We start from the raw sequence: 19,686 nt of genomic DNA on the forward strand, positions 1-19,686 counted from the left end.
TCTTGCCGCCTTGCTCAAGCAATGCGTCGTAAATGCGTCGAAATCAATCGATTGAGGCCCGCTGTCCCATCACATTCCGTAGCGCTCTGCCAGATCAGGGTCCCGCGCCGCGACTTGATCGGCGAGATCGACGATGACCTTCGCCTGCTTCCAGGTGGCGTCGTCCTGCATCTTGCCGTCGATCATCACGGCGCCGGAGCCGTCCGGCATAGCCTCCAGAATCCGCCTGGCGAAGGCGACCTCGGCCGGATCGGGGCTGAAGACACGCTTGGCGATGGCGATCTGCGAGGGGTGCAGCGTCCAGGCGCCGGCGCAGCCGAGCAGGAAGGCGTTGCGGAACTGCGCCTCGCAGGCGGCCTCATCGGCGAAATCGCCGAACGGGCCGTAGAAAGGCTTGATTCCGGCCGAGGCGCAGGCATCGACCATCTTGGCGAGCGTGTAGTGCCAGAGATCCTGCTGCGCGACAGCGCGCGGCCCGCCATCGGGGGAGGGGTCGGCGATCACCTTGTATTCGGGGTGTCCGCCGCCGACGCGGGTCGTCTTCATGGCGCGCGAGGCTGCGAGATCGGCGGGGCCGAGGCTCATGCCGTGCATGCGCGGCGAGGCGGTGGCGATCGCCTCGACATTCTTGACGCCTTCCGCCGTCTCCAGGATGGCGTGGATCAGGATCGGCTTGCGCAGCAGGTGCCGCGCCTCGAACTGCGCCAGCAACTGGTCGACATAATGGATGTCCCAGGGACCCTCGACCTTCGGCACCATCACGACATCGAGCTTGCCGCCGATCTCGCCCATGATCGCGGTGATATCGTCGAGGAACCATGGAGAATTCAGCGCATTGACGCGCGTCCACAGGCCCGTCTTGCCGAAATCGACGGCCTTGCCCATGGTGATGAAGCCGTCGCGCGCCGCCTGCTTGGCCTCGACCGGGATCGCATCCTCGAGATTGCCGAGCACGATATCGACCTGTCCGGCGAGCTCGCCGACCTTGGCGCGCACCTTCTCCAGATGCGGCGGCACGAAATGGATCATCCGCTCGAGCCGCAACGGCAATTCGCGGAAGGGCTCCGGCGCGCCGATCGCGAGCGGGCGGAAGAACTGGCGCGGCGTCTTGACGGTCATCGGCGGCTCCATGCTGCAATGCAGCGACTGTGGCCGAGACGCCGGATGCCGTCCATGGTTCTTTTGCAGGTCGATAGGGTGATATGCCTAGGCTAATAATCCCATTGAGTGTATTAGGCAATTTATCCTAGGTATTCTGTCTCTTTGTTGCGCTAAGCGAGGATCTGCCTGCTCCGAAAGCCCTTGCTCGCCTCAGGCCATGCGCTAGATGCAGATGTCCGCCGGGTTCGGGTCGAAAGCGGGCGCCTTCACCGCAGGACGAAATCGCCGCCGATGGCCGACCTTCTCAACATCTTCAACCTGGTCGCGCCGTTCTTCGGGTTGATCCTGCTCGGCTTCGCCATCGGCCGCTACAAGCAGTTGCCGGAGGAAGGGCTCGCCTGGCTGCAGTTCTTCCTGATCTATGTCGCGCTGCCGCCGCTGTTCTACCGCCTGATCGCCGACAAGCCGCTGAGCGAGCTCGCCAACTGGAAGTTCATCGCCGGCACGACCTTCGCCACCTTCTGCGCCTTCACCCTGTCGCTGGCGATCGGGCTGAAGGCTGCGAAGGGCGACCTGCCGCAGGCGGTGATGCAGGGCGTCGCCGGGGCCTATTCCAATATCGGCTATATGGGCCCGCCGCTGATCCTGGCGGCGCTCGGACCCGAGGCGAGCGCGCCGGTCGTGCTGATCTTCGTCTTCGACAGCGTCCTGCTGTTCTCGCTCGTGCCGCTGCTCATGGCGGTCGCCGGGGTCGAGAAGAAGAGCCTGCTCGCCACGGCCGGCGAGGTGGCCTGGCGGGTCGTCACCCATCCGTTCAACGTCGCGACGCTGGCCGGCGTGCTGGCAAGCTATCTCAAGTTCGAACTGCCGGTGGCGCTCGACCGGATGGTTCTATGGCTGTCGCAGGCGGCCGCGCCCTGCGCGCTTTTCCTGCTCGGCGTCACCGTGGCGCTGAGGCCGATGAAGACGATGCCGGCCGGCGTCCCGGCGCTGGTCTTTGTCAAGCTCCTGCTGCATCCGCTGCTGGTCTGGGTGCTGCTATCGGCCATCGGCGGCATCCCGACAAACTGGATCTATGCCGCGATCATCATGGCGGCGCTGCCGCCGGCCCTGAACATCTTCGTCATCTCGACGCAGTACAAGGTCGGGATCGAGCGCGCCTCGGCCTGCATCCTCGTCGGCACCATCGTGTCGATGGTCACGCTCTCGGGCTTCCTGTGGTTGGTGAAGACGGGCAGGATAGCGGCCGATCTGTTTCACTGAGGCTTGTTCGGGAAGCAAGCCCTCATCTTGAGGAGCGCCGCAGGCGCGTCTCGAAGGATGAGGGCTGAGGAGCTTTCCAAGCACGCCCTGCGCAATTGGGTGCCGGATGCTGCCGCTGGACGACCTGCTGGTCCTCGATTTCTCGACACTCCTGCCCGGGCCGCTGGCGAGCCTTTTCCTCTCGGAAGCCGGTGCGCGCGTCATCAAGATCGAGCGGCCGGGCGGCGAGGACATGCGCGGCTTCCCGCCGCGATTCGGCGAGACCGCGGCGCCCTTCGCGGTGCTCAATCGCGGCAAGGAGAGCGTCGAGCTCGATCTGAAGGCTCCGGATGCTCTGGCGCGGCTGGCTCCGCTGATCGCCAAGGCCGATATCCTGATCGAGCAGTTCCGGCCGGGCGTGATGGAGCGGCTCGGTTTCGGCCATGAGGCCCTGAAGGCGATCAACCCGCGCCTGATCTATTGCTCGATCAGCGGCTATGGCCAGCACGGCCCGCGTGCGCAGGAGGCCGGGCACGACATCAACTATCAGGCGCTCGGCGGCCTGCTCGGCCAGTCGCTGAAGCGCGGCGAGGCGCCGCCTCTGCCGCCGCCGCTCGTGGCCGACATCGCCGGCGGCACCATGCCGGCCGTGCTCAACATCCTGCTGGCCTTGCGCCAGCGCGATCGCACCGGGCAGGGCTGCCGTCTCGACATCGCCATGGCCGATGCGATGCCGACCTTCGCCTGGTACGGGCTGGCACAGGGCCAGGTGACCGGTTCCTTTCCCGATGGCGGGGAGGGCCTGCTGACCGGCGCAAGCCCGCGCTACGGGCTCTATGCCACGGCCGATGGCTGGTTCCTCGCGGTCGGCGCGATCGAGCCGAAATTCTGGCAGGGCTTCTGCGAAGGCATCGGCCTCGACGAGCGCCTGCGCGACGATCGCCGCGACCCCGAGGCGACGCGGGCCGGAATCGCCGCCATCATCGCCAGCGAGAGCGCCACCTATTGGCGTGCGCTGGTCGAGCCGCTCGATTGCTGCTGCACCGTGGTGCGGACGCTGGAGGAGGCGGTCTTCGATCCGCAGATATCGGCACGCGGCCTGCTCGACGCTCAGGTCGAGGAGCCCGGTGGCCGGCGCCTCGTCTCGACGCCTCTGCCGCTCGCACCTGTCTTCCGCGAGCAGGCGGCGGGATTGCGCAAGGTCGCGGCGAGCGGAGCGGATACGCGGACGGTTTTAGGGGAAGGGAAGAGGGAAACGCTGCGGTCATTCCGGGGCAGGCCATCGGCCTGAGCCCGGAACCCAGAACCGATGCAGTCCTCCGGAAAGGCGCGGAGAGGATTCCCCCTGCGAATCGCGGCATCGGTTCTGGGTTCCGGGCTCTTCGCTGACGCGAAGCCCCGGAATGACCGCTTGTTTCATGCTCGATCTCATCGCGCCGCGCCGCCGGCCAAGCCCTGCCGCATGACGAGCCGCCTGAGCGGGCCGATCCGCGACAGCGCGAGCAACCCTGCGCCGCGCATCAGGTCGGCCGGCAGCAGATCGGTCAGCAGCGTGCGGTTGAGCATGTCGACCGCGCCGGTGCGCAGCCGGACATCGGCCTGCCGTGCCCTGTCGTAGTCAGCAACCACGCTCGCCGCGCCGGCATCCGTCGCCCCCGCCAGCGCCTCGCTCAGCGCTGTGACATCGCGCAAGCCGAGATTGAGCCCCTGCGCCCCGATCGGCGGGAAGACATGCGCGGCCTCGCCGATCAGAGCCATGCGGCCGGCGCCGAAGCGCTCGACCGAAAGTCCGCCCATCGGCACCTTGCCGCGCGGCCCCGACACCGTCATCGCACCGAGCAGCGACTGCACCTGTCGTTCGACCCGTAGCGCGAAGGCGGCATCATCGAGCGCGGTCAGCGCCGGGGCCTCCTCCGGATCGACGAGCCAGACCAGCGAGGAGCGCCGGCCGGGCAAGGGCACGATCGTGCAGGGGCCTTTGCGCGTATGGAACTCCGTCGAGATTTCCTGATGATCGCGGCGATGCTCGAAGATCGCGGTCAGCGCGACCTGCGGATAGCGCCAGTCGCGGCTCTCTATGCCGGCTGCCGCACGCACCTGCGAACTGCGTCCGTCGGCGCCGACGACGAGGCGAGCCTTCACCGGCGCGAAACCCTCGCCGGAGAGGCGCACGCCATCCGTCTCGGCTTCGATCGCGCACACGAAACCGGGCAGCATCCGCAGGCCGGACAACGCGGCGGCCTTCTCGGCGAGAATCCCGGTCAGGTCGGCATTCTCGATATTCCAGCCGAAGGCCTCAAGCCCGATCTCGGAGGCGCGGAACTCGACCGGCGGCTGGCGGAACAGGCTGCCGCTATCATCGACGAGGCGCATCACTTCCAGCGGCGCGGCCTTTTCGAGCAAGGCCTCCTGCAGGCCGAGATCGGCCAGCATCTTCCAGGAGCCGTCGAGCAGGGCGACGGTGCGGCCGTCACGCGGCGTCGCGACCGGGCCGAGCAGGGCGACGCTGCGCCCTTCGCGGCTCAATGCCAGCGCGGCCGCAAGCCCGACGGCACCGGCGCCCACGATGGCGATATCGACCTGATCGGCAGCATTCATGCTCATGCCCTTGGCTAGCCGATGCGCGACGTCTTGGCCACGGGCCGCAAAGTCGCAAGGTGCGTTCTGCGTCGGGCACGGATGCCTTTCCGGCAGGATGAATTAAGGTCGGGCATCCATTCGAAGGAGATGCCTTTCATGGTCAAAGCCATTCGTGCCCACAAGACCGGCGGCCCCGAGGTCCTGCAGTTCGAGGACGTCGCCCTGCCGCAGCCGGGTCCCGGCGAAATCCTAATGCGGAATCGGGCGATCGGCCTGAACTTCATCGACACCTATTTCCGCTCCGGCCTCTATCCGGCGCCGCAACTGCCCTTCACGCTGGGCAATGAAAGTGCCGGCGACGTGCTTGCCGTCGGTCCGAACGTCACCGAATTCAAGGCAGGCGATCGCGTCGTGGTCGTCTCGGCGCTCGGCGCCTATGCCGAGGAGCGCATCGTGCCGGCGGCTTCCGTCGTCGCGCTGCCCGACGGCGTCTCCTATGAGGCAGCCGCCAGCATGATGCTCAAGGGCCTGACGGCCGAGTATCTGCTGCACCGGACCTACAAGGTGAAGCCGGGCGATACGATCCTCGTCCATGCCGCGGCGGGGGCGACCGGCCTCATCCTCTGCCAATGGGGCAAGGCGCTGGGCGCGACCGTGATCGGCACCGTCGGCTCGAAGGAGAAGGCGGATCTGGCCAAGGCGCATGGCGCCGATCACGTCATCAACTATCGCGAGGAGGATTTCGCGGCGCGCGTGAAGGAGATCACCGGCGGCAGGCTCTGCGACGTTGTCTATGACGGCGTCGGCAAGGACACCTTCATGAAGTCGCTGGACACGCTGAAGCCCTTCGGCCTGATGGCGAGCTTCGGCAATGCCTCGGGCGCGGTGGAGGCCTTCAATCTCGGCATCCTCTCCGCCAAGGGCTCGCTCTATGTCACGCGCCCGACGCTCAACACCCACACCGCCAGGCGGGAGACCATGGTCGCGATGGCGAAGAACCTGTTCGAGGCGGTGACGAGCGGCAAGGTCAAGGTGCCGGTCAATGCCACCTTCCCGCTGAAGGATGCGGCCGAGGCCCACCGCCTGCTCGAGTCGCGCGGAACCACGGGCTCTACGGTGCTGATTCCCTGACCGGGCTGCCAAACTCGGGAATGATGCAAGCAAGACCGATGCGCCCGGTTATCCGGGCGCATTTTTCATGCGAGCCATGAACCCGGAAACGGGGTTCCGCGACGAATCGGTGCCGGCGCATGCCGGCGACCATTCAGGACCCCGACGCTCATGTCGTCCCAGTTTCGGATCGCCACTTTCCTCTTCGTGGTCATCGCCCTTTCGGGCGTCGCGCTGGCCCAGCAGGCTCGAGGAACCGGCGCAAGGACGGCCAACCATACCGAAGCGATCCTGCAGGGCGCGGAGCAGGGGCGGGTGCGCATTCCGCGCGCGCCTCGCCTGCAATATGCCGAGACCGCCTGCACGATCGGGATGTGCAGCGAACCGCCCCGGCAGGCCGGGCAGGGCGAGACCGTGTTGGCGAGCGACGCCTGCAGCAGCCTGGGCACGGCGCGCGACCGCAACGGCCGCGCCATCCGCCGGCTCTGCAGCTTCAACTGAGGCAGAGACGGATCAGACCGCGATGCCGTGCAGGTCGTAGGCGTCGGCGCGCTCGATCTTCACGGTGACGATGTCGCCGGCTCGCAAGGGGCGGCGGCTCGCTACATAGACATTGCCGTCGATCTCCGGCGCGTCCCATTTCGAGCGGCCCCTGGCGACGGTCGGGCCGGCCTCGTCGATGATGACGGGAATGCGCTTGCCGACGCGGCCCTTGACGATGCGGGCGGAAATCTCGGCCTGCGCCTTCATGAAACGGTGCCAGCGCGCCTCCTTGATCTCCTCGGGAACGAGATCGAGGCCGAGGTCGTTGGCGGGCGCGCCCTTCACCGGCTCGAATTTGAAAGCGCCGACGCGCTCCAGCCTCGCTTCCTTCAGCCAGTCGACGAGGATGTCCATGTCCTCCTCGGTCTCGCCGGGGAAGCCGACGATGAAGGTCGAGCGGATGGCGAGGTCCGGGCAGATATCGCGCCACTTGCGGATGCGGTCGAGCGTACGGTCCTGATGGGCCGGGCGCTTCATCGCCTTCAGCACCTTCGGCGAAGCATGCTGGAACGGGATGTCGAGATAGGGCAGGACGAGCCCTTCCTGCATCAGCGGGATCACCTCGTCGACATGCGGGTAAGGGTAGACGTAGTGCAGGCGCACCCACATCCCCATCTGGCCGAGCTCGCGGGCGAGCTCGAAGAAGCGCGTGCGGATCTCGCGATCCTTGAACATCGAGGGCGCATACTTGATGTCGAGACCGTAGGCGCTGGTGTCCTGCGAGATCACCAGCAGTTCCTTGACGCCGGCCTTGGCCAGCTTCTCGGCCTCGCGCAGCACGTCGCCGATCGGTCGCGAGACGAGATCGCCGCGCAACTTCGGGATGATGCAGAAGGTGCAGCGATTGTTGCAACCCTCTGAAATCTTGAGATAGGCGTAGTGCCGCGGCGTGAGCTTCACGCCCTGGTCGGGCACGAGATCGACGAAGGGGTCGTGCTTCGGCGGCACCGCCTGGTGTACGGCCGAGACGACGCTCTCATAGGCCTGCGGGCCGGTGATCGCGAGCACGTTGGGGAAGACGTCGCGGATCTGCTCGGGCTCGGCGCCCATGCAGCCGGTTACGATGACCTTGCCGTTTTCGGCCATGGCGGAACCGATCGCCTCCAGCGACTCCGCCTTGGCCGAGTCGAGGAAGCCGCAGGTGTTGACGATGACGAGGTCGGCGCCGGCATGGCTCTTCGAGAGCTCGTAGCCCTCCGAGCGCAGCGAGGTGATGATCCGTTCGGAATCGACGAGCGCCTTGGGGCAGCCCAGCGAAACGAAGGAGATTTTCGGCGCGACGGCGTTCATCGGCTGATGGCTTATGTCCAGAATGTCAGGAAGCGGCGCAGCTCAAGCGCACGCTGCTCTTTGACGCCTTTTTCGGCTTTTTGCAAATTGAGACTGGAAGCTTCGCCGTCATGCTCGCCCTTGTGGCGAGCATCCACGTCTTGACCTCGCAACACACGAAGGAAGACGTGGATGGTCGGGACAAGCCCGACCATGACGGGAGGGGAGCGTCAGGCCGCCTTGCCGGTCGCGACGGGGCGGTCCGTGTCCTGCGTCCAGTCGGTCATCGAGCCATCGTAGAGTGCGACTTCGTCGCGGCCCAGAACCTCCGACAGCACGAACCAGTTCGCCGCCGCCGAATGGCCGGTATTGCAATAGGACACGACCGGCCCCTGCGGCACGGTTGCGAAGAGCTGGTTCAACGCGCCGGTGGCTTTCAGCTTGCCGCTGCCGGGCTCGAAGGCGCCGGCATAGTCGCGCTGGATCGCACCGGGAATATGGCCGGCACGCGCCGCTTCCGCCGATTTCTCGCGGCCTTCGAAATAGCTGGGGCCGCGCGCATCGACGAGGCTCGCCTGCTTGCTTCGGGAGGCGACCAGAGTCGAATCCGCCGTGCTGCGCAGGCGCTGCTGCGCCACGACCGGATAGGGGCCCGCGCTCTTCGGCACTGACGGGCCGGTCGCGACCGGCCGCTGCGGATCGGCGGTCCAGGCCTTGAAGCCGCCATCGAGGATCGCCTGCTGGCCATGGCCGATGAATTTCAGCGTCCAGTAGACCCGCGCTGCCGCGGCGAAATCGGTCGCGGCGGTGCCGGCCGGGACGATGACGACATCGTCATGCGGCGTGATGCCGATTCGGCCGGCGAGCGCGGCGAGATGGTCGAGCGGCGGCAGCATGCCGGGCGCATTGCCGATCTTCGCCCGCCAGCCATCGGCGGCATAGTCGGAATGGATCGCGCCGGGGACATGCCCGGCTTCGAAGGCTGCCTGCGCGCCGTCGGCGGCGGTGCGGATGTCGATGACGACGAGGTTCTTGTCGCCAAGCCGCGCAGCCAGCGCCTCCGGCGTGATCAGTCCGGCGAATTCAGCCCGGCTCATTCAGCGGCCTCCCTGTGCAATTCGTCGATCACCTCGAGGCTGTAGCTCATCTCGGCGGTCGCCCCGAGCATGATCGAAGCCGAACAGTATTTTTCCTTCGACAATGTGACGGCCCGCTCAGCCTTGGCCTGCGACAAACCCTTGCCGGTGATGCGATAGGCGAGGTGGATTTTGGTGAAGACCTTGGGATCGGTCGTGGCGCGCTCGGCCTCGACATCGACCTCGCAGCCGGTGACGTTCTCGCGGCCCTTCTTGAGCATGCTGACGACGTCGAAGCCGGTGCAGCCGGCAAGCCCGATCAGGAGCATCTCCATCGGCCGGATGCCGAGATTGCGCCCGCCATATTCCGGGGCGCCATCCATGATCATGGCGTGCCCGCTGCCGGACTCGCCCATGAAGGCCATGCCATCAACCCATTTCGCGCGTGCTTTCATCGCGATCTCCTGTCGGCGTGATCCGCTATGCGACAGGCATAGCCCGACCCGCCGGTTGAGGCGAGGGCGGCTTCATGCCGCTGCCGCATGCAGGGCGTCATGCTGCGGAACCTCTCGTCATTCCGGGGCGATCCGAAGGATCGAGCCCGGAACCCAGAACCGATGCGATCTCAAGAATGGCGGCGAGCAAGAAGCTTCCTTTCCGAGGGCGTCGGTTCTGGATTCCGGGCTCATGGCTGCGCCATGCCCCGGAATGACGGGGGGCTCCTCACGCCGCCGCGAACAGGTTGCCATGGGCGATGCGCAGCCTGATCCGTTCGCCGATCGCCGGGGCGACCTGGCTGGCGAGATCGACTTCCAGCCGCTTCTTCAGCCCCTCGACCGCGACCTCCGCCCGGCGAATCGGGCCGTTGCGACGCAGGTGCTCGACCGTGCCGGGCAGCGCCAGCGGCGTCTCGTCGACGATGCGCAGATGCTGCGGCCGGACATAGAGCGAGGCCGCGCCGCCCTGGTTCTGCGACAATCCGCCGAGCACCGGCCGGTCGCCGAAGAAGGCCTGGCTGCCGACGATCTTGACCGGCAGCTTGTTCGCCTCGCCCAGGAACTCGCAGATGAAGGGCGTCGCCGGGTGATCGTAGACATCGTCTGCCGAGCCGACCTGCTCGATCCGCCCCTCGTTGAGGATCGCGACCCGGTCGGCCAGCTCCAGCGCTTCCTCCTGATCGTGGGTGACGAAGACGGTGGTGTGGCCGGTGCGCCCGTGCAATTCGCGCAGCCACGCCCGCAGGTCCTTGCGGACCTTGGCGTCGAGCGCGCCGAAGGGCTCGTCGAGCAGCAGCACGCGCGGCTCGATGGCGAGCGCACGTGCCAGGGCGACGCGCTGGCGTTGGCCGCCGGAAAGCTGGCTCGGATAACGTTTTTCCAGTCCCGGCAACTGAACGAGGTCGAGCAAGTCACTGACGCGCTTGCGGATTTCGTCGTTGCCCGGGCGCTCGTGCCGCGGACGGGATTTCAGGCCGAAGCCGATATTCTCGGCAACATTCATCGTCTTGAACAGCGCGTATTGCTGGAAGACGAAGCCGATGCGGCGCTCGCGCAGCGAGAGATCGCGCGTATCGGTCTCGCCGAACAGCACGCGGCCGCGATCGGCCTCTTCCAGTCCCGCGATGAGGCGCAGCAGCGTGGTCTTGCCCGAACCGGAGGGACCGAGCAGCGCGACCAGCTCCCCCGGCTGGATATCGAGCGAGACGCCGCGCAGCGCCGGGAAATTTTCAAAGCGCTTTTCGATTGTCTCGATGGTGACGGCGACCGACATGGCCCAGCTCCTTGGGTCAGTGGCGGCGGCTGGCGGCGATCGCATCGCCGTAGCGCCATTCCAGCAGGGTTTTGAGCACGAGGGTGACAAGGGCTAGCCCTGCCAGCAGCGAGGCCACCGCGAAGGCGGCCGCGCCCATGTACTCGTTGTAGAGGATCTCGATATGCAGCGGCATGGTGTTGGTCAGGCCGCGGATTTTGCCCGAGACGACCGCGACGGCGCCAAACTCACCCATGGCGCGGGCGTTGCAGAGCAGCACGCCGTAGAACAGGCTCCATTTCACGTTCGGCAGCGTCACGGAGAGGAATACGCGCCCGGGCGAGGCGCCGAGCGTCAGCGCCGCCTCCTCGTCGGATGATCCCTGCGACTGCATATGCGGGATCAGTTCGCGCGCCACGAAGGGGAAGGTGACGAAGATCGTGGCGAGGATCAGGCCGGGCAGGGCGAAGACGATCTTCAGATCGTTGGCCTGAAGCCAGGGCCCGAAATAGCCCTGCGCGCCGAAGAGCAGCACGAAGACGAGGCCCGAGATCACCGGCGAGACCGAGAAGGGCAGGTCGATCAGGCTGATCAGCAGGTTCTTGCCGCGGAATTCGAACTTGGCGGCGGCCCAGGCGGCGGCGATGCCGACGACGATGTTGAACGGCACCGCGATCGCCGCGACGAGCAGCGTCAAGCGGATCGCCGCCAGCGCATCCGGTTCCGTGATCGCGGCGCGATAGGCCTCCCAGCCCTTGGCGGCGGCCTCGATGAAGACCGTGACCAGCGGCAGCAGCAGGAAGAGCAGCAGGAAGGCGAGCGAAACCGCGATCAGCGCGACCTGAACGACGGGGCTCTCGCCGCGTATGCGGCCGAAACGGCGCTTTGGTGCCTTTGCCGAGACAGAGGGCAGGGTCGCGTCAGACATCGCCGAACCTCCGGCGGGCGCGGGCCTGGATCAGGTTTCCGGCGAGGATCAGGGCAAAGGCGATCAGCAGCATCATCGTCGCGACCACGGCGGCGCCGGCATAGTCGAACTGCTCCAGCCTGATTACGATCAGCAGCGGGGCGATCTCGGAGATCATCGGCACGTTGCCGGCGATGAAGATCACCGAGCCGTACTCTCCGACCGCTCGCGCGAAGGCGAGAACGAAGCCGGTCATCAGCGCCGGCAGGACAGGCGGCAGGATCACCCGGAAGATCGTCCGGGCGCGGCTGGCACCGAGCAGGGCGGCGGCTTCCTCGACGTCGCTCTGCAACTCTTCCAGCACGGGCTGGACGGTGCGCACCACGAAGGGCAGGCCGATGAAGATCAGCGCCACGATCACGCCGAGCGGCGTATAGGCGACCTTGCCGTCGAACCCGAAGGAGAGATCGGTGAAAGGGATCGTCAGCTTGAAGGCGAGCGGCGCCAGCAGCGAGCCGACCCAGCCGTTCGGCGCGTAGATCGTCGCGAGCGAGATGCCGGCGACAGCCGTCGGCAGGGCAAAGGGCAGGTCGACGGCCGCATCGATCAGGCGCCGGCCGGGAAATTCGTAGCGCACCAGCACCCAGGCCAGGATCAGGCCGAACACGGCGTTGACGAGCGCAGCGAACAGGGCGGCGGTGAAGGAAAGCCTGAGCGCGGCGAGCGTCCGCGGCGAGGTGGCCACCGCCCAGATATCGGCGGGGCCGGCGCTGGCGGCCTTGAGAAACAACGCCGCCAGCGGGATCAGCACGATCAGCGACAGCGCCGTCACGGTGATGCCGAACGCCAGCCCGAAGCCGGGCAGGATGCTCGGCTCGCGCCAGCGGAAGGTCGTCGTCGCCGCCGTCATGGGCAGTCCTCAGCGGGCCGGCTTGTAGAGCTGGTCGAAGGTGCCGCCATCGCCGAAATGGGTTGGCTGGGCCTTTCTCCAGCCGCCGAAGACGTCGTCGATCGTCACCAGCTCGACCTTCGGGAAATTGGCGACGTCCTTGCTGTCGGCAGCCTCGGGATTGCGCGGGCGGTAGAAGTTCCTGGCGATGATCGCCTGTCCCTTCGGCGTATAGAGGAACTCCAGATAGGCCTGCGCTTGTTCGCGAGTCTTCCTGGCGTCGACATTGGTATCGACCAGCGCGACCGGCGGCTCGGCCAGGATGGACAGGCTCGGCACGACGATGTCGAACTTGTCGGCGCCGAACTCTTTCAGCGCTAGGAAGGCCTCGTTCTCCCAGGACAGGAAGACGTCGCCGATGCCGCGCTGGGTGAAGGTCGTGGTCGCGCCGCGCGCGCCGGTATCGAGCACCGGGACATTGGCGAGGAGCTTGGCGATATAGTCGCGGACCTTGGCCTCGTCCTTGTTGAAGGCCTTCTCGGCATAGGCCCAGGCGGCGAGATAGTTCCAGCGCGCCCCGCCCGAGGTCTTCGGGTTCGGCGTGACGATCTGGACACCCGGCTTCACGAGGTCGCCCCAGTCCCCGATCGCCTTGGGATTGCCCTTGCGGACGAGGAAGACGATCGTCGAGGTATAGGGCGCGGAATTGTGCGGCAGGCGCTTCTGCCAATCGAGCGGCAGCTTTTTCGAGCGCTCGGCGACGGCATCGATGTCGCCGGCCAGCGCCAGCGTCACGACATCGGCGGTGAGCCCGTCGATCACCGTGCGGGCCTGCGCGCCTGAACCGCCATGCGACTGGCGGATCGTCGAAATCTTCCTGTCGGGGTTCTTCGCGTTCCACGCGGCGATGAAGGCCGTGTTGATCTCGCGATAGAGCTCGCGGGTCGGATCATAGGAGACGTTGAGGAGCTCGGTCTGGGCGCGCGCTCCGGCGACGACGCCGAAGCAGAGCGTGAAGGCTCCCAGAACCAGTCCGGCCCGAAGGAGGCGGCTATAAGCAGGTCGCATCATGTCAGGGCTCCGTTGGTTCACGGCGAGGCTTGGTGAAGCCTCAATCCGTTCTTAATAACAAACGAAACGTACTGAATTATCGGCCTTTTCTGAATGATCTGGCGCAGCCGGCGCCTTCCAAATTAGGGCGCCGGAGGAGAAAACGCATCTCCGGCGACGGCGTTCCACCCGGCGACGAGGCCGGTCCGTGATCAGGCCCGGCGGCGGTCTTCCGCAGGATTCGTGACGGACAGGGCTGGGCCGAAGGCATGGCCGATCAGGACGAGAACCGGGCCGTTCGCCGGCAATTCGCCAAGCCGCTCCGGCAGGTCCGCAATGGTCGCGGCGACGCGCTGCTCGTCCGGGCGCGTGGCGGCGAGCACGGCGACGGCCGGAGTCCGCGGATCGAGGCCCGCGGCGATGGCGCGCTCGCGGAAGCCGGGCAGGGTGGCGCGCGCCATATAGATCACGGTCGAGGCGGCGGGGTCCGCCATGGCGCGCCAGTCGAGATCGTCAGGCAATTCGCCCTTGCGCGAATGGCCGGTGACGAATTGCAGGCGCCGCGCATGGTCGCGATGGGTCAGCGACAGGCCGAGCGAGGCCGCCGCCCCCTGCGCAGCCGAGATGCCCGGTACGATCGCGACCGGAATGCCGGCTGCGTGGCAGGCCTCGATCTCCTCGCCGGCGCGGCCGAAGATGCCGGGGTCGCCGCCCTTCAGGCGCACGACATGCTTGCCCTGCGACGCCAGCGAGACGATCAGCGCGTTGATATCGCCCTGCTTCACCGAGGGGCCATAGCCGGTCTTGCCGACCAGCATGCGCCTGGCCTCGCGCCGCGCCAGCTCCAGCACACCGGGCGAGACGAGGTCGTCATAGAGGATGATGTCGGCGCTCTGCAGGGCGCGTATCGCCTTCAGCGTCAGCAATTCCGGGTCGCCCGGGCCGGCGCCGACCAGCGTCACGCGGCCCTTGCCGTCATGAGCGGCCTCGATCCGGGAGAGCTTCGCAAACAGTTCGGCCTCGTCGTCGGGGTTCGGAACGCGCTCCGGCTCTGCCATGGCCTTGCCGGCGAAGAGTTCCCAGAAAGCGCGCCTGAGCGCGAAGGGCAGTTCGCGCGCCTGGACGGCGGGGCGCCAGTCGGCCGCGGCCTGCGCCCAGTTCTTCAGCCCGGCCGGGAGCAGTGCCTCAATCTTGGTGCGGATCGCCTGGCCGAAAACGGGCGCCGCGCCATCGGTCGAGACGGCCACAATTAAGGGAGAGCGATTGACCAGCGCGCCGAAGGCGAAATCGCAATGCTCGGGCTTGTCGACGATGTTGACCGGCACGCCCGCCTGCCGCGCCGCCGCGACGAAGGCATGGACCGCATCGACATCGTCGAGATCGGCGACGGCGATTGCCGCGTCGGTGAGGTCGTCCGCCTGCCAGGCTCGTCCGTGCACATGCACGCGATGGCCGATTTCGCCCTGCGCCAGCCCTGCGAACAGCGCCTCTTCGCCGCCAGCGAAGACATGCAGCTCGGCCCCGGCCGCCGCGAGCAGTTCAGCCTTCCACAGCGCGCCTTCGGTTCCGCCGGCGAGCACGACCTTGCGCCCCTCCAGCTTGTGGAAGAGCGGCAGTGTCGCCAGCGGCTCGATGCGGGCCGCGGTGGGTTCGGGCAGTCTTTCGGTCATCGGGTCGTCGCTACGGCCTTCTCGTCTGCCGCACTGCGCTCGGTCCCCGCCGGTGGCGCGAACAGCCACAGCGCGGCCAGTGCCAGAATGATAAGGCGAAAGCAAAGATCGAACCAGCGCCCGCGTGCCTCGCTCGTCGTCGATCGGGGGAACAAGGACTCCGACTCGGTATCCAGGCGATCCTCATCGATGCCCGTGGCAGTGCGGGGGCGTTCGATCGAGCCATGGGTCGCGGTCGAGATCGCCATGCCTCACTCCGCTGCGACGGGCGCGGCGGCTCTCGCCGCCCGGCGCTGGTCGAGGACGTTGCGGCCGCTCTCGCCATAGCCGCGCTGGTAGGTCGCGCTGAACGAATCCTTGGCGTGCAGCCATTGCGGTACCGGCTGGCGCGCGGCGTTCGCCTCCGGCAATTCGATCGTGTCGAAGCCGCAGGAGAGCGCGTAGGCGAACTGGTCGGCGATCAGCGGGCCGCTGGCGCGGATCTCGCCCGCGAAGCCGAGGCGCCGGATCTGGCGGGCGAGGCTGAAGCCGCGCCCGTCCGAATAGGCCGGAAAGGCGATGGCGACGAGCGTCAATCGCGGCAGGAAAGGCGCGAGCTCGGCGAAGGGCACGTTGTTGGGGATGAGCACGCCGATCACCTGCTCGGGCTCCTGCGCGTCGAGCGCCTCGGCGAGCACCTCCCAGGGCACGAGCGCGGCCGGGATATTGCCGATCGCGGCTCCTTCGCTAAGGGTCCAGCGGTCTTCGCGGCTTCCGGTCCGGTCAAGCAGCGGCACGGGCGGTCTCCTGGAAGGCGGCCTTGAACGGCGCGAGGCCGATGCGGCGGACATTGTCGATGAAGCTCTCGCCCTCGCTACGCGCGGCGAGATAGACGGAGACGATCCGCTCGATCGCATCCGGCACCTCCTCGGCGGCGAGGCCGGGGCCGAGAATCTCGCCGATCGCGGCATTCTCGGTGGCGTCGCCGCCGAGCGTGATCTGGTAGGATTCGATGCCGCGCTTCTCCAGGCCGAGAATGCCGATATGGCCGACATGGTGGTGGCCGCAGGCATTGATGCAGCCGGAGATCTTGATGCCGAGCGGGCCGATCTCGCGCTGGCGTGCCTCGTCGGCGAAGCGGCTCTGGATCGCCTGCGCGATCGGGATCGAGCGGGCCGTCGCCAGCGCGCAATAGTCGAGGCCGGGGCAGGAGATGATGTCGGTGACGAGCCCGACATTGGCGGTGGCTAAGCCCGCTTCGCCGAGTTGCTGCCAGATCGCGTAGAGATCGCGCTGGCGGACATGCGGCAGCACGAGGTTCTGCGCATGGGTGACGCGCAACTCGTCGAAGGAATAGCGCTCGGCGAGATCGGCGACGCGGCGCATCTGCTCGCTGGTCGCGTCGCCGGGCGCCTGGCCGATCGGCTTCAGCGAGATCGTCAGTGCGGTATAGCCCGGCGCCTTGTGCGGCACCGTGTTGACCTCGACCCAGCGGGCGAAGGCCGGGTTCGCGGCCTTGGCCGCCTCCAGCGTGTTGCTGACGGCCGGCAGCACCTCGTAGCGCGGCGGCGCGAAATAGGCGGCGATGCGCGCGACCTCTTCCGGATCGGCGTTGATCGAGGGGCCGTCAAGCTGGGCGAATTCGGCCTCGACGCGGCGGGTGAACTCCTCGGCGCCGATCTCGTGGACGAGGATCTTGACGCGCGCCTTGTACTTGTTGTCGCGCCGGCCCTCGAGATTATAGACCCGCATGATCGCCTCGAGATAGGCGAGCAGGTCCTTCTTCGGCAGGTAGTCGCGCACGACCTTGCCGATCATCGGCGTGCGACCGAGCCCGCCGCCGACGCTGATCTCGTAGCAGGTCTCATGCGTTTCCGGGTGGCGGCGCAGGCGCAGCCCGATATCATGCGCCTTGATCACGGCACGGTCGGCCTCGGCGCCGGTCACCGCGATCTTGAACTTGCGCGGCAGGTAGCTGAACTCGGGATGGGCCGAGGACCATTGCCGGATCAGTTCGGCGGTCGGGCGCGGGTCCTCGATCTCGTCCTGTGCGACGCCAGCGAAATGATCGGCCGTGACATTGCGGATGCAATTGCCGGAGGTCTGGATGCAATGCATCTCGACATCGGCGAGCAGGCCGAGGATGGCGGGCACATCGCGCAGCTTCGGCCAGTTGAACTGCAGGTTCTGGCGCGTGGTGAAATGGCCATAGCCGCGGTCGTAGCGCTCGCCGATCAACGCGAGCTGGCGCAGTTGCTGCGAGTTCAGCGTGCCGTAGGGCACGGCGATCCGCAGCATATAGGCGTGGAGCTGAAGATAGACGCCGTTCTTGAGCCGCAGCGGCTTGAACTCGTCCTCGGTCAGCGAGCCGTCGAGCCGGCGCGCCACCTGGTCGGTGAACTGCGCCACCCGCTCCCGGACGAAACGCTCGTCGAATTCGTCGTAACGATACATGGTCAGCCTTTCGGCGCGGAGGCGATGCCGTCTCCGGCCTGCTTGCCGAGATCGGGACGATTGCTGGGGCCGAGCGTCTTGAAGCGCTCGCGGAAATGGCGCGGCACCGGGCTGCCGCTCTCGATGGCGACATCGACGAGATAGGCGTCCACGACCTTGTTGCCGCGCAGCTCGGCGGCAGCGAAGGCTTCGAGCCGTTCGGCTGCTGCGTCATCGGCCGCGACCAGCGCGAGAGCCGGATCGCGCGTCCAGGCCAGCGGGCCGGAACCATCGATGAAGGCGAAGACGACATCGCCGTCGAGCAGGTCGTTGGCGAGGAGGATCGCCGGCAGCGGAACGCGTTTCGCTTGGGCGGCCATCACGCGGCCTCCGCGAGCGTCAGCGTCAGCCCGTCGAGATCGTCAGCCCAGATGATCTGGCAGGAGAGGCGCGAGGTCGCCTCGATCAACGGCAATTCGTCGAGCGCGTCGATCTCCTCGTCGCGCGGCTCGGGCAGGCGCTTGGCCCATTCCTGCGCGACGATGACATGGCAGGTGCCGCAATCGCAGGAACCGCCGCAGACGCCCTCGATGCCGACCTTGTAGTCGCGCAGGATCTCCATGACCCGCCAGCCTTCCACGGCTTCGAGTTCATGACTCCGGCCCTGTCGATCGATGACGTTGAGAACTGCCACGATGACGCCCATCCCGTTCGGTCTTTCGAACAGAGGTTTTACGCTATGGGCGGGGTATGGCTCAATTCACATCAGGTAGTCGGTTTTTTCAAATTACCTGCACACTAGAGTAGAATTATCCTGAAGAAGGATTTTCTAGCCGATCTGCCGCAAATTTATGCCATTCTGGCTGCCTTAGGCGCCGCCACTTGTCATTCCGGGGCTTCGCGTAGCGAAGAACCCGGAACCCACGACCGGGCGAGCGGCCTATAAGGCGGCATCGAATGTCTAACCCCGTCTTGGGTTCCGGGTTCGCGCCTGCGGCACGCCCCGGAATGACAACAGTGGTTCTGCCCGCAAGCGATCGGTCCGCGCGTCAGCCACTTTTCAGGATCGTCTCGACGATGTCCTGCACATCGAACGCTTCGCCGAGTGTTGCAAGGTGATGCGGCTCGCCGCGGGTCAGCTTGGCCACGCCTTCGAGCTGTCGGCGCAGCGCCAGCGGGCGCGCTTCGTTCTGGGAGAGCGCTTCCGGATCGGGCTGCCAGCTTCCATCGGCAAGGCGACGCTCGGCGCGCGACCAGTCGCAGAGCCGGATAGCGCCCTTATCCCCTTCCAGCGTCCAGACGTTATGATCGTCCTTTGCCGTCGTGCCGACGCTGCCGGTCAGCGTGACGGGCAGGGCGCCGGCGGTCAGCGTCGCCTCGATCCGGCGCTCGCTCTTGCCGGCTTCGGGATAGGCCGCTTTCGCCGCAAGGCCCGAGAACGGCCCGGCGATGCGGCGGGTCAGGAACAGGAAATGCGAGACGACCTCGCGGGTGAAGCCGCCCTGCGCCCTACCATCGAGCCAGCCGGCCGCATCGACCTGCCAGGAACGCGGCCAGTTCGCGAAGGCGACTTCGATCGAGACGCGCTGGGGCGTGCCGACGGCGCCCGAGTCGATCCACTCGCGCAGACGCGCCACCGCAGGCGAGGAAGCAAAGGGGAAATTCACCGCACCGCGATCGCCGGCCTCGGCGACGAAGGCACGGGCATCCTCGACATCGACCGCCAGCGGCTTCTCGCAGAACACCGCCTTGCCGGCGGCGAGCGCGGCGCGCGCATGGGCGAGATGGGAGGAGGGCGGCGAGGCGATATAGACGCAGTCGCTCGCCGCGATCAGGGCGGCGGCGTCCGGCTGATGCGCCACGGCCGGCAAGGCTGCGCCGATCCGTGCCATCGCCTCGGTGGAGGGGTCCCAGATGCCGGCGACGCGCAGCGCGGTCGCTGGCTGGTCGATCGCGGCGCGCAGCATGCGCTCGCCCATGATGCCGGCGCCGATGAGGCCAAGGGAAATCGGGTTGTCGCTCATGAATGTCTCGCTCGCCGGGTCAGCCTGCAGGCTGCTGTTTCTCCGGGCGAGACGCGGTTGTCCA

General features: G+C 67.0%; 21 protein-coding genes. 4 read left to right on the top strand and 17 right to left on the bottom strand.

All coding sequences use genetic code 11. From position 1 onward, the window contains the following. Positions 1-69 precede the first annotated feature (69 nt). Positions 70-1,119 carry an HpcH/HpaI aldolase/citrate lyase family protein gene (locus OCUBac02_RS13495; protein ID WP_173046263.1) on the bottom strand — a complete coding sequence of 350 codons (1,050 nt, stop codon included), beginning with the start codon at positions 1,117-1,119 and terminating at the stop codon, positions 70-72. 273 nt (positions 1,120-1,392) lie between these two features. Here OCUBac02_RS13495 and OCUBac02_RS13500 point away from each other — a divergent pair, with 273 nt between their 5' ends. Beyond that, on the top strand, positions 1,393-2,364 hold the full coding sequence (locus tag OCUBac02_RS13500; protein ID WP_173046265.1) for an AEC family transporter: 972 nt from the start codon (positions 1,393-1,395) through the stop codon (positions 2,362-2,364). Between the two features lie 106 nt (positions 2,365-2,470). Next, positions 2,471-3,634 (top strand): CaiB/BaiF CoA transferase family protein, encoded by a 1,164-nt coding sequence (locus OCUBac02_RS13505; RefSeq protein ID WP_173046267.1) that lies wholly within the window; start codon positions 2,471-2,473, stop codon positions 3,632-3,634. A gap of 137 nt (positions 3,635-3,771) precedes the next feature. Here the strand turns inward: OCUBac02_RS13505 and OCUBac02_RS13510 are convergent, their stop codons facing one another. Further along, a complete protein-coding gene (locus tag OCUBac02_RS13510) occupies positions 3,772-4,941 on the bottom strand; it encodes a UbiH/UbiF family hydroxylase (RefSeq protein WP_173046269.1) in 1,170 nt (389 codons plus the stop codon). Between the two features lie 138 nt (positions 4,942-5,079). Here OCUBac02_RS13510 and OCUBac02_RS13515 point away from each other — a divergent pair, with 138 nt between their 5' ends. Then, positions 5,080-6,054: a quinone oxidoreductase family protein gene (locus tag OCUBac02_RS13515; protein WP_173046271.1), complete on the top strand. Its 975-nt coding sequence runs from the start codon at positions 5,080-5,082 to the stop codon at positions 6,052-6,054. 150 nt (positions 6,055-6,204) lie between these two features. Next, complete coding sequence (locus OCUBac02_RS13520; protein ID WP_173046273.1) at positions 6,205-6,534, top strand: hypothetical protein; 330 nt, start codon at positions 6,205-6,207, stop codon at positions 6,532-6,534. A 12-nt stretch (positions 6,535-6,546) separates the two neighbouring features. Here the strand turns inward: OCUBac02_RS13520 and rimO are convergent, their stop codons facing one another. From rimO to OCUBac02_RS13590, 15 genes are all read right to left on the bottom strand, one after another. Then, on the bottom strand, positions 6,547-7,866 hold the full coding sequence (rimO, locus tag OCUBac02_RS13525) for a 30S ribosomal protein S12 methylthiotransferase RimO (protein ID WP_173046274.1): 1,320 nt from the start codon (positions 7,864-7,866) through the stop codon (positions 6,547-6,549). An 11-nt stretch (positions 7,867-7,877) separates the two neighbouring features. Beyond that, positions 7,878-8,003 carry a hypothetical protein gene (locus OCUBac02_RS27505; protein ID WP_280528814.1) on the bottom strand — a complete coding sequence of 42 codons (126 nt, stop codon included), beginning with the start codon at positions 8,001-8,003 and terminating at the stop codon, positions 7,878-7,880. Positions 8,004-8,075: 72 nt separating this feature from the next. Beyond that, on the bottom strand, positions 8,076-8,942 hold the full coding sequence (locus OCUBac02_RS13530) for a sulfurtransferase (protein ID WP_173046275.1): 867 nt from the start codon (positions 8,940-8,942) through the stop codon (positions 8,076-8,078). Next, the gene (locus OCUBac02_RS13535; RefSeq protein WP_047580604.1) at positions 8,939-9,376 is read right to left on the bottom strand and encodes an OsmC family protein; all 438 of its coding nucleotides are present in this window, start codon (positions 9,374-9,376) and stop codon (positions 8,939-8,941) included. Before OCUBac02_RS13535 ends, OCUBac02_RS13530 begins: the two co-directional genes overlap by 4 nt. 268 nt (positions 9,377-9,644) lie before the next feature. Further along, complete coding sequence (locus OCUBac02_RS13540) at positions 9,645-10,691, bottom strand: sulfate/molybdate ABC transporter ATP-binding protein (RefSeq protein WP_173046276.1); 1,047 nt, start codon at positions 10,689-10,691, stop codon at positions 9,645-9,647. Between the two features lie 16 nt (positions 10,692-10,707). Continuing rightward, entirely contained in the window at positions 10,708-11,598 is an 891-nt protein-coding gene (gene cysW / locus OCUBac02_RS13545) for a sulfate ABC transporter permease subunit CysW (RefSeq protein ID WP_173046277.1), read from the bottom strand. Further along, the gene (cysT, locus tag OCUBac02_RS13550) at positions 11,591-12,487 is read right to left on the bottom strand and encodes a sulfate ABC transporter permease subunit CysT (RefSeq protein WP_173046278.1); all 897 of its coding nucleotides are present in this window, start codon (positions 12,485-12,487) and stop codon (positions 11,591-11,593) included. Before cysT ends, cysW begins: the two co-directional genes overlap by 8 nt. Positions 12,488-12,496: 9 nt before the next feature. Then, positions 12,497-13,537 (bottom strand): sulfate ABC transporter substrate-binding protein, encoded by a 1,041-nt coding sequence (locus tag OCUBac02_RS13555; RefSeq protein WP_244638933.1) that lies wholly within the window; start codon positions 13,535-13,537, stop codon positions 12,497-12,499. A 191-nt stretch (positions 13,538-13,728) separates the two neighbouring features. Then, positions 13,729-15,186: a siroheme synthase CysG gene (cysG, locus tag OCUBac02_RS13560; RefSeq protein WP_173046279.1), complete on the bottom strand. Its 1,458-nt coding sequence runs from the start codon at positions 15,184-15,186 to the stop codon at positions 13,729-13,731. Further along, on the bottom strand, positions 15,183-15,434 hold the full coding sequence (locus tag OCUBac02_RS13565; RefSeq protein WP_173046281.1) for a hypothetical protein: 252 nt from the start codon (positions 15,432-15,434) through the stop codon (positions 15,183-15,185). The genes cysG and OCUBac02_RS13565 overlap by 4 nt, the downstream gene beginning before the upstream one ends. 3 nt (positions 15,435-15,437) lie before the next feature. Beyond that, positions 15,438-15,962, bottom strand: coding sequence for a DUF934 domain-containing protein (locus OCUBac02_RS13570; RefSeq protein WP_244638935.1), 525 nt, complete (start codon positions 15,960-15,962; stop codon positions 15,438-15,440). Further along, positions 15,949-17,619 (bottom strand): nitrite/sulfite reductase, encoded by a 1,671-nt coding sequence (locus tag OCUBac02_RS13575; RefSeq protein ID WP_173046285.1) that lies wholly within the window; start codon positions 17,617-17,619, stop codon positions 15,949-15,951. The genes OCUBac02_RS13570 and OCUBac02_RS13575 overlap by 14 nt, the downstream gene beginning before the upstream one ends. 2 nt (positions 17,620-17,621) lie before the next feature. Then, positions 17,622-17,978, bottom strand: coding sequence for a DUF2849 domain-containing protein (locus OCUBac02_RS13580; protein WP_173046287.1), 357 nt, complete (start codon positions 17,976-17,978; stop codon positions 17,622-17,624). Continuing rightward, positions 17,978-18,292 carry a 2Fe-2S iron-sulfur cluster-binding protein gene (locus OCUBac02_RS13585; protein WP_244638937.1) on the bottom strand — a complete coding sequence of 105 codons (315 nt, stop codon included), beginning with the start codon at positions 18,290-18,292 and terminating at the stop codon, positions 17,978-17,980. The genes OCUBac02_RS13580 and OCUBac02_RS13585 overlap by 1 nt, the downstream gene beginning before the upstream one ends. 355 nt (positions 18,293-18,647) lie before the next feature. Further along, positions 18,648-19,622 carry a Gfo/Idh/MocA family protein gene (locus OCUBac02_RS13590; RefSeq protein ID WP_173046289.1) on the bottom strand — a complete coding sequence of 325 codons (975 nt, stop codon included), beginning with the start codon at positions 19,620-19,622 and terminating at the stop codon, positions 18,648-18,650. Positions 19,623-19,686 lie beyond the last annotated feature (64 nt).

The sequence above is a fragment of the Bosea sp. ANAM02 genome, assembly GCF_011764485.1.
Taxonomy (GTDB): Bacteria; Pseudomonadota; Alphaproteobacteria; order Rhizobiales; family Beijerinckiaceae; genus Allobosea.

Coding starts and splice junctions, on each gene's coding strand:
- OCUBac02_RS13495 (WP_173046263.1), bottom strand. CDS start 1,119: ATGACCGTCAAGACGCCGCGCCAGTTCTTCCGCCCGCTCGCGATCGGC.
- OCUBac02_RS13500 (WP_173046265.1), top strand. CDS start 1,393: ATGGCCGACCTTCTCAACATCTTCAACCTGGTCGCGCCGTTCTTCGGG.
- OCUBac02_RS13505 (WP_173046267.1), top strand. CDS start 2,471: ATGCTGCCGCTGGACGACCTGCTGGTCCTCGATTTCTCGACACTCCTG.
- OCUBac02_RS13510 (WP_173046269.1), bottom strand. CDS start 4,941: ATGAATGCTGCCGATCAGGTCGATATCGCCATCGTGGGCGCCGGTGCC.
- OCUBac02_RS13515 (WP_173046271.1), top strand. CDS start 5,080: ATGGTCAAAGCCATTCGTGCCCACAAGACCGGCGGCCCCGAGGTCCTG.
- OCUBac02_RS13520 (WP_173046273.1), top strand. CDS start 6,205: ATGTCGTCCCAGTTTCGGATCGCCACTTTCCTCTTCGTGGTCATCGCC.
- rimO (WP_173046274.1), bottom strand. CDS start 7,866: ATGAACGCCGTCGCGCCGAAAATCTCCTTCGTTTCGCTGGGCTGCCCC.
- OCUBac02_RS13530 (WP_173046275.1), bottom strand. CDS start 8,942: ATGAGCCGGGCTGAATTCGCCGGACTGATCACGCCGGAGGCGCTGGCT.
- OCUBac02_RS13535 (WP_047580604.1), bottom strand. CDS start 9,376: ATGAAAGCACGCGCGAAATGGGTTGATGGCATGGCCTTCATGGGCGAG.
- OCUBac02_RS13540 (WP_173046276.1), bottom strand. CDS start 10,691: ATGTCGGTCGCCGTCACCATCGAGACAATCGAAAAGCGCTTTGAAAAT.
- cysW (WP_173046277.1), bottom strand. CDS start 11,598: ATGTCTGACGCGACCCTGCCCTCTGTCTCGGCAAAGGCACCAAAGCGC.
- cysT (WP_173046278.1), bottom strand. CDS start 12,487: ATGACGGCGGCGACGACGACCTTCCGCTGGCGCGAGCCGAGCATCCTG.
- OCUBac02_RS13555 (WP_244638933.1), bottom strand. CDS start 13,537: ATGATGCGACCTGCTTATAGCCGCCTCCTTCGGGCCGGACTGGTTCTG.
- cysG (WP_173046279.1), bottom strand. CDS start 15,186: ATGACCGAAAGACTGCCCGAACCCACCGCGGCCCGCATCGAGCCGCTG.
- OCUBac02_RS13565 (WP_173046281.1), bottom strand. CDS start 15,434: ATGGCGATCTCGACCGCGACCCATGGCTCGATCGAACGCCCCCGCACT.
- OCUBac02_RS13575 (WP_173046285.1), bottom strand. CDS start 17,619: ATGTATCGTTACGACGAATTCGACGAGCGTTTCGTCCGGGAGCGGGTG.
- OCUBac02_RS13580 (WP_173046287.1), bottom strand. CDS start 17,978: ATGGCCGCCCAAGCGAAACGCGTTCCGCTGCCGGCGATCCTCCTCGCC.
- OCUBac02_RS13590 (WP_173046289.1), bottom strand. CDS start 19,622: ATGAGCGACAACCCGATTTCCCTTGGCCTCATCGGCGCCGGCATCATG.